Source organism: Shewanella sp. 10N.286.52.C2 (assembly GCF_002874545.1).
Lineage (GTDB): Bacteria > Pseudomonadota > Gammaproteobacteria > Enterobacterales > Shewanellaceae > Shewanella.
This window is the reverse complement of the sequence record NZ_MCTV01000036.1, coordinates 1-12,771: the sequence shown is the minus strand read 5'-3', so window position 1 is coordinate 12,771 and position 12,771 is coordinate 1. Positions and strand designations below refer to the sequence as shown.

The following is a 12,771-nucleotide window of genomic DNA, read 5'->3' as shown; positions in this document are numbered from 1 at the left end:
ATTTATGCTGATTAAAAAGCGCTGCTAAACGACATGTTTAGCAGCGCTTTTTGGATAATGGGGCTTTTAAATCATCATGGGTTTAGAGTTATTATTCGATCTCAGTTTTGAACAGTTTGAAGCCGCGAGCTTGATAATTGAGTAAGGCACTAGGATGATCTAAAGAGCAGGTATGAACCCAGACGCGTTGGGTGCCTGAAAGTGTCCATGCATTCTCAATGGCTTGGCTTAGTAAATAACCGCCCATTCCTTGGCCGATAAAACGAATGCCTAAACCAAAATACATGATTTCAACGTTACCCTGTGCTTGTTGTTGCAGCTCAAAGTAGCCCGCTGGTGAGCCTTGAAAATAAGCCACATACAGATGCAAGTTGTCAGCCTCGCTGTAAGCTTGCCATTGCTCATCAGTCCAAGACAACTTGTCGGTCCATTGCCAAGCACTCCCCACAAACTGATATAAAAATTTATTAAATTCAAATTGTTGTTTTTCAGCTTTGATGACGGTGAGATCTTTAGCATCTAATTTGGGATTGAATTGTTCAAGGCAAAGCATTTCAAGATGAAAAATGGAAACGGCAGTCATAGTGGCTTTTTATATGGTGGAAGTTGTAGCTGCAGTTTAACTGGAAACGAATAAAGTTTGAATTGAATCATTAATGAAAATTGGTGAACAGTAACTAAAACAGCCACCTATAATTTAGATGGCTGTTAAATGACTTATGACACTAGATTATGCTTAATAAGCACTGTCATGCACATTTTTAACGGCACGGCCTGATGGGTCGTTAATGCCTTGTAAGCTTGCATCCCAAAGTAAGGCTTCAGGGGTTGAGCAGGCTACCGTTTTGCCTCCTGGCACTGTTTCGGCTGCGGTTTCTAGGGGGAAGAACTCTTCAAAGAAACAGCGGTAGTAATAAGCTTCTTTAGATTCTGGGGTGTTGTATGGGAATCTAAATTTAGCATTTGCGAGCTGCAAGTCATCAACTTGTTCTGCGGCAATATCTTTTAGGCCGTCAATCCATGAATAACCAACACCATCACTAAATTGCTCTTTTTGACGCCATACCACTTCATGGGGAAGAGCGTGTTCAAAGGCTTCACGTAAAATGTTCTTTTCAATGCGGCCATCTTTAGACATCTTGGCTTCGGGGTTAATGCGCATTGCCACATCCATAAACTCTTTATCTAAGAATGGTACACGGGCTTCTAGTCCCCAAGCTGCCATGGCTTTGTTAGCACGCAAGCAATCAAATAAATGTAATTTATCCAGCTTTCTGACTAATTCTTCATGGAATGCCTGTGCATTTGGCGCTTTATGAAAATACAAGTAACCACCAAATAATTCATCAGCCCCTTCGCCTGACAGTACCATTTTAATACCCATAGCTTTAATTTTACGGGCCATTAAATACATAGGTGTCGCCGCACGAATGGTGGTGACATCATAAGTTTCTAAGTGGTAAATCACTTCTTTAATCGCATCTAAACCTTCCTGGAAGGTGAAATGAATTTCATGGTGAATAGTGCCAATTGAATCAGCAACTTTTTTGGCAGCGATTAAATCTGGTGCGCCTTCAAGTCCCACTGCAAATGAATGCAGTTGCGGCCACCAAGCATCGGTTTCACCGTCGTTTTCGATACGATGCTTAGCATAAGTTTGAGTAATCGCTGAAATTACCGATGAATCTAGGCCGCCAGATAACAATACCCCATAAGGGACATCAGACATTAATTGACGTTTTACAGCGGCTTCTAGCGCATCACGTAATTCTTCTTTGCTGGCTGGGTTATCTTTTACTGCGTCATAATCACACCAGTCACGGTGATAATACTGGGTTAAATCGCCATCTTTTGAGAAATGGTAATGGCCTGGTTTAAATTCTTCAACGGTTTTACATACTGGCATTAGAGCTTTCATTTCTGATGCAATATAGTAGTTACCTAAGCTATCGCGGCCTGAATACAATGGAATAATCCCCATGTGATCACGGCCAATTAAGAAGGCATCTTGAGTTTTATCGTAAAGCACAAACGCAAAAATACCGTTTAATTTATCTAAAAAATCGACACCGTATTCTTGGTATAAGGCCAAGATAACTTCACAATCAGAGTTGGTTTTGTAGCGGTATTTGTCGCCTAACTCAGCTTTCAGTTGTTTGTGGTTATAAATTTCACCGTTAACCGCCAGCACAATGGTTTCGTCTTCACTGATTAATGGCTGAGCGCCATGATCGACATCGACAATGGCAAGTCTTTCATGGGCAAGAATGACTTTATCATCGGCATAGACACCAGACCAGTCTGGTCCACGGTGACGCAATAGCTTAGACATTTCTAAAGCCACTTGACGCAATTCTTTAGCGTCTGATTGGATATCTAAAATCGAAAAAATTGAACACATAATGTGGCTCCAGCAAATATCAGGTTAAATCTAATTTAAAAGGTCACTTAAAATTGATGATTACAAACTTAAGGATCTGTATCTGAAATCTACTTTGACAGCATTTTTATCAGTGTACAAACTCTTTTGTTGAATTATTCTTGTTAAATTAGCCTTTTGGTGCGGCAAAATCTAACTTTGAAGCTATCAATTTTGAGGATCGTTTAAATATAGTGAGTTTTTGTTGAGGTATCTATATTTAACGGTGTGGATATAGACTCAGATTTTATGATTATGGAATCAAAATTAATAAATAAAAAACCAATAAAAACATTGTTATTTTGGGTGTTATTTGTACAAAAATGCCGCTTTATGATTAACACAAAACGGCATTGCTGATTTTATCTTTTTATTGGCATGCTCAAATTAAGCGCCAAGTTCACGAAAATTTATTTGGCCCTAGTTGGTTATTGACTCAGTTTTCGCTGGTCGAAGGCGATTAAACTCAGAAGCTTCATAGTAACCAGGCCAATCTTGGCTGTTGGCTAATGTTTCTGCCGCTTGGTAGTACACGCTAATATCTTGCAGCGCGCCTGATAAGTCCCACTCTTCACGGTAATGATCACAGACGTTGTGGTAGCAGCCTTTCATTAACTTTTGCATTTGCTGTTTGTATTGGGCAGTTTGCTCATCTAACGGCACACTACCACCACCGGCAAATACAGCTGGGACACCGAGTTTTGCAAAACTGAAATGATCTGAGCGGAAAAAACCACCTGATGCAGGATTGCGTTCACGGGTGACCGTTCTATTTTGCGATGTCGCTATTTCTGTTAAATAGCGTTCAAGTTCAGATTGGCCTTTACCCACTATGGTGTAATCTTGGGTTTTACCATAAACATTGGTGCTGTCTAAATTAAATACCGCCACCGATTTATCAATAGGATAGATAGGGTTCGCGGCATAATAGCGTGAACCTAATAAGCCTTGCTCTTCACCTGTGGTGGCAATAAAGGTAACTGAACGTTGTAAGGGGTTTCCTGCTTTTGCCTGTTTGGCAAACTGGCGGGCAATTTCCATAATACCCGCGGTGCCAGTGGCATTATCAAGTGCGCCATTGTAAATATTGTCGCCGTCTTTAGTTGGGTCAACCCCAAGGTGATCCCAGTGAGCTGTAAATAACACATGTTCATCTGCGGCATCGCTACCTGGTAAGGTGGCCACAACATTGTAACTGTCGGCATACTCTGCCTTGCTGCTAAAGGCGATATCTGCGCTTTGCTTAAGATCGATGTTTATGGCGCTGTTAGCGGCTCTGGCCATTAAAGTATCAAGCTCAAAGCCTGATTTTTTGAATAAGGCAGTAGCGCTGTCCATGGTTATCCAACCTTCAACCGCAATGCGCTCATCTTGTACCGCTTTACTGAATACCAAGTCTTGCTGTGGACCTGTCCAGCTATTTTCAACAACTGACCATGGATATGCCGCAGGTGCAGTATCGTGAATGATGATAGCGCCTAAGGCGCCTTGGCGGCTGGCTTCTTCGTACTTGTATGTCCAGCGACCGTAGTAGGTCATTGCTTTACCGTTAAACTTTTTCGATTCTGGGTTAGCAAAGCCTGGATCATTAACTAATATAACGGCAATTTTACCCGTCATATCAAGACCGTCATAATCATTCCATTGGTATTCTGGAGCGTTAATACCGTAGCCAACAAACACTAATGGGGCATTGCTAATATTGACTCCGCCTTTATCATGGCGGGTGCTTAGGACGATGTCTTTGCGATATTTAAGCTCAATGCCGGCTAAACTGACCGCTTGTTGCTCACTGGCGGTGTAACTGACCATGGGCACTGGTTGTAGATAACTGCCTTGATAAGACCCTTGTAAGCCCATTTCTTCAAAAGCTGCTGTTAGGTAATCTAAGGTTAATTTTTCGCCGTGAGTTGTTGGCGCTCGGCCTTCAAATTCATCTGAGGATAAGGTTTTAATATCTTGTCTAAAACGCGCTTCATCAAAATTGATGGTGCTGGTTTCTGCTGCTAATTGCTGACTTTGTAAACTTTGATTGGTATCAGTACTTTGTTGGCTGCAGGCGCTTAAAAGGGTAAGTGCGCATAAGGGGAGTATTTTCTTCATAGGTCTTATTCCTATTGTTATCGTTTTTATGTGTTATTGCAGGTTTACAGGCTATATTTGTAGACGATATTTCAGACAAAACTACAGCGGCATAAAGGCAATAAAGATTATTGTAGCCGCATAATGAATCAAGCCTATGCATCACACAAGAGCATAGGCTTGAAATTATGTTACCTAATGTTAATCAACAGGAAATAATGGCTTAAACCACATCAATATCGCCTGCGCATTTGAACACATGGTTAGGTCTAAATGGCTCTTTATCAATGTCGGTAAATTGACTAACGCCACTGGTAACCAAGATGGTTTCTAGTCCCGCTTGAAATCCAGCTAAAATATCCGTGCGCATGTTATCGCCAATAATGATGGTGTTATCTGAATGACCTTTTATGTGATTAAGTGCTGAGCGAATAATCCACGAACTGGGTTTGCCCACATAAAAAGGCATTTTGCCAGTGATACGCTCAATGGGTGAGCATAATGCGCCGCATGCAGGACTATAAGCTGGCCCGTGAGTATCAGGATTGGTGGCAATAAAACGCGCTCCTGCAGCTATAAATTTTGATGCTTTATGGATCATGTCCCAGTTAAATGAACGGGTTTCACCGACAATTACAAAATCAGGATTAATATCTGTGATGGTAAAGCCTGCATTGTAAAGTTCATGGGTGAGGGCGCCTTCACCAATCACATAGGCTTTACTGCCTTGTTGATGCTTTAAAAAGTCAGCGGTGGCCATGGCTGAGGTATAAAAACAGGTTTCAGGAACGTTAATGCCTGCAGCGCCAAGGCGATTTTGTAAGTCTTTTCCGGTTTGCACAGGGTAATTGGTGAGAATAACCAGTGGGTTGCCTTGTTCAAGTACCCGATGAATAAACTTGTCACTTCCTGGTATGAGCTTGTTGTCGTGCAGTAAAACGCCATCAATGTCGCAGATAATATTTTTCATTCACTCGCCTCGAGTCTTAATCTTTAATGCTATCCATAAAAGGTTTTTTGCCCATTCATACAAACATAATTTGCGCGATAAATCATCTAAATCAATCGAGGAGGTCGTTTTAATTGGCACAAAAAAAAGCACTGAATTGATAATATCAACTTCAGTGCTTTTTATACTTGCTTAGCTTAAATGCCTAGCGAGTACATTCTTCCAGTAGGTATGCTAAATGGCGATACGAAATGCCACTGTGCTGGGTCAAGCCCACTTCACAGGTTCTGTTAGCGTAGTAACCTTCTTTGGTTTCAGCTGGGATCAGCTTTTTAATATTACGCAGGGCGCTGGCATTAATTTCTGGTTTATAAAGACCTTTTTCACCGGCATAACCACAACAAGCAATACCATCTGGCAATACCACTGTTTCAGAACAGGCATCAGCAATGGCTTGAAGTTTTGGCTCAAGTTTCATCTTGCGGGCACTACAACCTTGGTGCAGGGTCACGCTAGATTTCTTGGTGATACTTGGTTTAATGTTCGGCAAAATATTGTCGTGCATGAACTCAACTAAATCTGTAATCGCTACTTTAGGATTACCGGTTAGAGTGCGATAAGTACAAGACAATGCGTCAACAAGCACAGGGACTTTACCGTTTTCGCTTAGCTCACTCAGGGTATCAATCAGTTCATCACGCTTAGCATCCGCATTTTTGAAATCACCTTTTGACTCCCACAATTGGCCACAACACAGCTCACGAGTATTGTCTGGGGTGATCACGTTGTAGCCTGCACGTTCTAGCAAAGTCACAACTACTTCTGGCAGCGTTACCTTGTTAGGGTCTTTTGGTGTCGGGCCAAAAGTACGACCGCCACATGCAGGGAAGTACAATACCGTCTGCTGACCAGGAATATGAGCCGATGGTTTAGCGACTTTGCCGCCCTTAGGAAAGTCAGGATTCCAATATGGCACTTCTTTAGTGATCATACGGCCGACATTCATAATTGAGTTGGTGACACCATCACCAGTGATTTTATGAATAACACCTAAGGCGTCAAAGCCTGTACTGATCGCTTGGTTAACTAAACCAAAGTGATTAGCTTGAAAGTCGAGTACTTTTTGCTCTGTCGTAGTAATGTGCGGAGTACGCAATTTACGCACCAAATTACCCATGCTGTTGTCAACTGGACAAGCAATAGTACAAAGCTGACAAGCTGCACAAGTATCAATCACGTCATACTTTGAGCTGACGCGCATTGCTTCGGCGGCTTCTTTTTCACCCGATTGCTCTAAACGCTCAATTTCACGCAAGGTTGCGATACGTTGACGAGGGGAAAAGTTTAGCGCTGAAGTTGGGCAGGTTTTTTCACAAAAACCACACTCAATACAACGATCGACAAAGTCATCCACAACTGGGCAAGGTTTAATATTTTTAACATGAACTTCGGCGTCATCGTTTAATAACACACCTGGGTTCAATAACGTGGTTGGGTCGAAAATATGCTTAATTTGTTTCATTAACGTATAAGCATCAGCACCCCATTCCATTTCTACAAATGGCGCGACAGCACGGCCGGTACCATGCTCAGCTTTCATTGAGCCATCGTACTTATTAATCACCATTTCAGCCACATCTTCCATAAACGCATGGAAGCGCTTGATATCAGCGTCGCTGGCAAAAGTTGGGGTGATAATAAAGTGGAAGTTACCTGCCAATGCATGGCCGTAAATAACCCCTTCAGGGTAGCCGTGCTTATGGAATAGTGCGGTTAAATCAGCCGCAGCTTGTGCAAGGTGTGGTAATTCAAATGCCACATCTTCAATGATAACTGAAGTACCTTTTGGGCGCGCGCCGCCAATAATTGGGAATAACCCCGAGCGCATTGCCCAGTATTTACTAAATACCGCAGGGTCGGCACTGAAGGTAATTGGGCGCTCAGTTTTAATATGAGCTATTTTAGCGGTTACTGTTTCAGTGTATTGCGCTAAGGTTTCTGAGTCATTTGCGCGACATTCGATAAGTAAAATCGCCGAACCTTCAGGCAAATGTGACAACCACTCTGGCATGCCAGGTTTACCAGTTACGGCTTTAATCGATGCCCAGTCAAGTAATTCTACTGCTGCTACTGCATCAATGTTTAATGGTGGTACGGCGCTAGCGGCATCTTCCATACTGAAAAATACTGCCATGGCAGAAGCTTTAAATTTCGCTTCTTCCACAGTGTGGTAGGTCACTTCATTAACGAAAGCCAGTGTGCCTTCTGAGCCCACAATCAAGTGGTTAATGATGTCAAATGGGTCGCTATAGTCAATTAACGCATTGATACTGTAACCCGTGGTATTTTTGATAGAGAACTTTTTCTTAATTCGCGCCGCAAGGGTAGGGTTATTTTGCGTCATTTCTGCTAAGTCCATTAACGACTGCAGTAACTCACCATGTGTTGCTTTAAATGCGGCTTTAGACTGATCACAGCCAGTATCAAGTTCAGTACCATCGGCAAAGATTAACTTAGCTGATGCAATGGTCTGATAAGAGTTTTGCGCAGTACCACAGCACATACCCGAGGCATTGTTAGCGACAATACCGCCAATTTTGGCAGAGGTTAAGGTTGCTGGATCTGGACCGATTTTCTTGTTTAATGGCTTTAAGGCTGCGTTAGCATCAGAGCCGATAACTGCTGAGCCTAAAGTGATTTTTTGGCTGTCTTCAGTGATTTCAATTTTTCTGAAGCCATCATGACCTAAGATAAGCAAAATACCTTCACCAATGGCTTGGCCTGATAAACTGGTACCTGCAGCGCGATAAGTCACAGGGACTTGATGTTTATTGGCAATTTCTAGCGTGGCTTTAACTTGCTCGACGTCATCTGCATGAACAACAATTTCAGGGACAATTCTGAAATAACTTGCATCTGTTGACCAAGCGAAACGACGTACAGGGTCGTTACTAACGGCATCTTTGCCTAACTTAACCAATAACTCATCCATGACTGTTTGATAATTAATAGTCATATTTTGTACTCATATTTTGTTATCTACAATGAGAGCAAGCAACCTGATGATTGCTTGCAATTAATTCAATCTTAGAAACCGCCCCAAGCGACTGCGATAGTACCAGCAACAAAGGCATAAACTAGTGCGATAGGCATGGTCTTACGAATGATTTCTGATTCGCGACCTGCCATGCCAACAACAGTAGCAGCAGCAACAACATTCATGACACACATCATGTTACCTGCGTTAGCGCCAATACCTTGGAGTGCTAAAACTAGCGCATGGTTCATTCCAATGTTGTCTGCAACAGAATATTGTAGTCCAGAGAACATCATATTAGAGAAAGTGGCAGAGCCAGATAAGAACGAACCGAAGATACCCACAACCGGTGCTGTCCATGCCCATACCGCGCCCATAGTGTTAGCCAGTAAGTCAGCTAGTGCTACAGGCATTGATGCTAAGTTTGCGCTGTTTTCACCTGAGTTAAGGAAAATTTTCACCATAGGTACTGAAGCACCTAAAGAAATAATCGTAGGCAGCATTGAAGAACAAGATGTGGTGAATGATTGCTTAATAGATTTGCTATTCATTTTGAATAATACAAAACCAATTAAACATACCACGATAAAGAAAATACCAGGGGCATAGAAGGTCGCAAAACCTGCTTTTAATTCAGTACCGAGTAAGCCAGTCCAGCTGATATTGAAGCTGTTTAAGAAGGCTTTGAATGGTTCAACAACACGTGACAAGACCAATAACGCAGCCATGATGAGGTAAGGAGACCATGCTGCCATTTGGCTGAATTTAGCAGGGGTAGCAGACTGCTCTGTTACCGCGGCATTATCAAAGTCAGATTCAGCAAAATCATGCCAAGGTGTTGATGGCAGTAACCAACCTTTTTTAGCTACAGGAATAACCACAGCCATGCCGACTAATGCACCAATCACTGATGGGAATTCAGGACCTGCAAAATAGTTAATTAACCAAGCGGGTACAGTGAATGCTAGGCCGGCAAAAATAGCGAACTTCCAAACTTGAAGACCTTCAAGGAAAGACTTGTTTCTACCAAAGAACCCGGTTAGTACGCACACCATGACCAAAGGCAATAAACTACCAGTGATTAAGTCAATGGTGATCATGTGCATTGCAATATACTGAGCGTAGTCAGCAAAATTACCGCCATGTTGGGCGATTTGAACAGCAGCCATGTTCACGCCGCCTTCAGTTAATCCTTGCTCGATACCAAATAGCACAGGCAAACCAATAGCACCAAATGACACAGAGGTTGAGTCAGCGATCAATGCCACAACGGCAGATGCAATCGGCGGAACACCCAGTAACACTAATAGTGGCGCACCAATCGCTGCAGGGGTACCAAAACCAGCTGAGCCTTCAATGAATGAGCCAAACAACCAACAGATAATAATGACCTGAACACGAGCATCAGCACTAATATTGGTAAAACCAGCGCGGATAGTATCCATTGCACCAGAATATTTAAGGGTGTTAAGTAAAAATACAGCACCAAAAATGATGGTGAGAGGAGTGAGTGCGGATAACAGTCCCTCTACCACTGAGGCGGCGATTAAAGTGGTATCCATTTGCCAAATAAATAAAGCAGCTAAGCCGGTAGCTACCATAGATATCGGCATCGCTTTCGATGCGGGCATACGTAATAAAACTAAAAACACCATGACACTGATGATTGGTGTCAGACTTGCGAGCAGTTGTAATATGGTCATGCGTACCTCTATTGGAGTGCATATTATAATATTTTAGATTTTTACTAGTTTAAGTGACTTTGTTAACGAAAGCGTAAACCCATTATTCGCTTTTGCTAAAGTGGCTACAATAGACTGCATTTAGGGATGTTGCTTTTTGATCGAGATCATCTAGATGAACATTGTTTAATACTCTAGCTCAAAGTGTGAGCTGTAATTGTAGCGGGTATTACTTATAGTGATGAAGATCTCATTTTTTAGCATGGTTACAATGCGATTATTCTGTAATTTTGTGTTAAAGAAGTTAAATTGTCTGTTGTGATTGTTTGCTGCTCAAGTATTTTATGGCTTTTGATAAGCCCCCCAAGGCTCTTTTTACTGCCTAACTGACGTCATCAATATCTAAGAACTCAATTTTTGAGTTAGCCCCAAAGAGGTATAATTCAAGGTGATTATTTAACGTTAGCTATTTTATCTCTTCAGAATCCGCCTTGTGGTCAAATCCGCTGACACCTTTATTTTATCGCGACTACCCGCTTTACATTTCTTTAACTTGTCTTGACGTAGTTTGGCTAGCTTTTCATATATGATGATTTAAAAACAATGTGTTGATTAAAAAATCATTATAAAAGTGCGCAAGGTCACATTTTGATAGCGACCTAAACAGCCTCGAGATATCCAAATTAACAATAACAACTTCAGCAATAGGGAATACTGATGGATTACAATAAATCGCGACCAAACTTATTCACACTTCTCGTAACAATAACACTGGCGCTGCAAGCTTGCGGCGGTTCAGATGATAGTACTGGCTTACCCACAGACGAGATAGTCAATCCACCAACCAGCACACCGCCGCAGACCACTCCCACTGAACCCAGTTTAGGCGACTTTGTAGCATTTGGCCCAAGTGAGGTTGTTCGTATTGCCGAAGGTGAGTCTGGTTTTTTAGCAGATTTGGACAGTGGCGATCGTTTTGGCCGCGATCATGACAATGCCGGTGATATTAATGGTGATGGTATTGATGATTTGGTCGTCGGTGCTCGCTCGGATGATGACGGCGCAACGGATGCCGGTGCTGTGTATATTTTATTTATGAATCAAGACGGTACCGTCAAGGCAAATCAAAAAATCTCCATGGTGCAAGGCCGGTTTTCAGATAGCCTAGATGAGGGCGATTTTTTTGGTTATGGCGTTGCTGGCATTGGTGATTACAACGGCGATACTATTCCCGATATTGCCGTATCGGCGCCCGCAGCCAGTATACCGGCTGTGTACATTCTGCACCTTAATCGCGATGGCACAGTCAAATCCATGGTTAAAAATGGCGGTATTGTGGCTCAAGGTCTGAGCGCTATTGGGGATATAAATGAAGACGGTAAAATCGATTTAGTGGCCGCCCAACCCAGTAGTGTTGATGGTGGCAGCATTCAACTGTTATTTTTTGATGAAAATGCAGAGGTTATTGATGATGATATCGTCACCATAGGCAGCAATAAGGGTGGCTTTGGTGATGGGTTAACTGCCAATGATAGTTTTGGCGGTCGAGAGTCAGCGTTGCTTGGGGATCTTGATAATAATGGTACTCAAGAGCTCGCAGTCGGTGCATTTGAGTCAGACAGTGGTATGGGTGCTATTTGGGTTTTGTCTCTTGATAGCGACACTTATGAAGTTGTAGATAAACTGAAAATTGCTCCAGGTCTAGCAGGCTTTGATGAAACCATTCCCTTAGATTCAAACCCTAATGGCACTGCTGGTGGACACTTTGGCCATGCCTTAGTGGCAGCTGGTGATTTAAATGGTGATGGCGTGGCCGATTTAATCACTGGCGCGAATCAATATGGCGCAGGGGTGGGCTATGTATTGTATTTAAACCCCGATAAAAGCGTTAAATCTTATAGCCGCATTAATGAAACCGAGGGCGGCTTTGATTTATCTTTAGCTTCAGAGGAACGTTTTAGCCGCTCAATGTCATTGGTTGATACTAATAGAGAGCAGGGCACTATTACTGTCAACATGGGCGGCGGCGCAGGTGTGACAGGGGCAATATATGCCTTAAGGTTTCAAGCATGTGATTTTAGCATTGAAGCTGAAAATACTTTTTGGAGTGAAGGTAATACACTGTTTTCTAACTGGGATCATGGTAGTCAAACCGTAAACGATGCATTAAATTTTGAGCAATGTAGCGTTAAAGCCTTTGAATATAATGGCACCAATATAACGGCCAAAGTAGAGGATGGTCGCTGTATTATCAAAGATGCTAGTGCAGTATTGAGTATCAGCGATGAAGGCAGTCAAGCCTATCGCCGCCAATGCCTATGAAGCGTTTTAACTGTTTATTGAAAGCGTTTGGAAAACTAAGGTATAAATAAGGCTTAAGTAGCTAAAGTCTAATTAATAATGACTTAATTAAAGCAATGATTTATTACGGGCATGATTAACACTGTTTGTGTTCATCTTGCCCTTATTAATTAGTCATCCTGCCCTTATTGATTAGGGCTAAATCGACCGGACGAGTCATCATAGTATATGAGTGACTACGGTCATCAATCCTGAGCATGTTACTGCACAAAAACAAAACGCAGTACTAATACTCAGTACT

General features: G+C 42.3%; 7 protein-coding genes. 1 reads left to right on the top strand and 6 read right to left on the bottom strand.

From position 1 onward, the window contains the following. Positions 1 to 91: 91 nt before the first annotated feature. The 6 genes from BCU94_RS12985 to BCU94_RS12960 form a co-directional block, all read right to left on the bottom strand. Positions 92 to 583, bottom strand: coding sequence for a GNAT family N-acetyltransferase (locus tag BCU94_RS12985; protein ID WP_102476608.1), 492 nt, complete (start codon positions 581 to 583; stop codon positions 92 to 94). 153 nt (positions 584 to 736) lie between these two features. After that, positions 737 to 2,401 (bottom strand): asparagine synthase B, encoded by a 1,665-nt coding sequence (gene asnB / locus BCU94_RS12980; RefSeq protein ID WP_102476607.1) that lies wholly within the window; start codon positions 2,399 to 2,401, stop codon positions 737 to 739. Positions 2,402 to 2,839: 438 nt separating this feature from the next. Then, positions 2,840 to 4,522 carry a M28 family metallopeptidase gene (locus BCU94_RS12975; protein ID WP_102476606.1) on the bottom strand — a complete coding sequence of 561 codons (1,683 nt, stop codon included), beginning with the start codon at positions 4,520 to 4,522 and terminating at the stop codon, positions 2,840 to 2,842. A gap of 202 nt (positions 4,523 to 4,724) precedes the next feature. Continuing rightward, positions 4,725 to 5,471, bottom strand: a complete 747-nt coding sequence (locus BCU94_RS12970; RefSeq protein WP_102436842.1) for an HAD-IIA family hydrolase — start codon at positions 5,469 to 5,471, stop codon at positions 4,725 to 4,727. Positions 5,472 to 5,655: 184 nt separating this feature from the next. Beyond that, on the bottom strand, positions 5,656 to 8,466 hold the full coding sequence (locus BCU94_RS12965; protein ID WP_102476605.1) for an FAD-binding and (Fe-S)-binding domain-containing protein: 2,811 nt from the start codon (positions 8,464 to 8,466) through the stop codon (positions 5,656 to 5,658). 71 nt (positions 8,467 to 8,537) lie between these two features. After that, entirely contained in the window at positions 8,538 to 10,190 is a 1,653-nt protein-coding gene (locus tag BCU94_RS12960; protein WP_102436845.1) for an L-lactate permease, read from the bottom strand. Positions 10,191 to 10,886: 696 nt separating this feature from the next. On the opposite strand from BCU94_RS12960, the gene BCU94_RS12955 reads away from it, so the two are divergent. After that, positions 10,887 to 12,491, top strand: a complete 1,605-nt coding sequence (locus BCU94_RS12955; protein WP_102476604.1) for an FG-GAP-like repeat-containing protein — start codon at positions 10,887 to 10,889, stop codon at positions 12,489 to 12,491. Positions 12,492 to 12,771 lie beyond the last annotated feature (280 nt).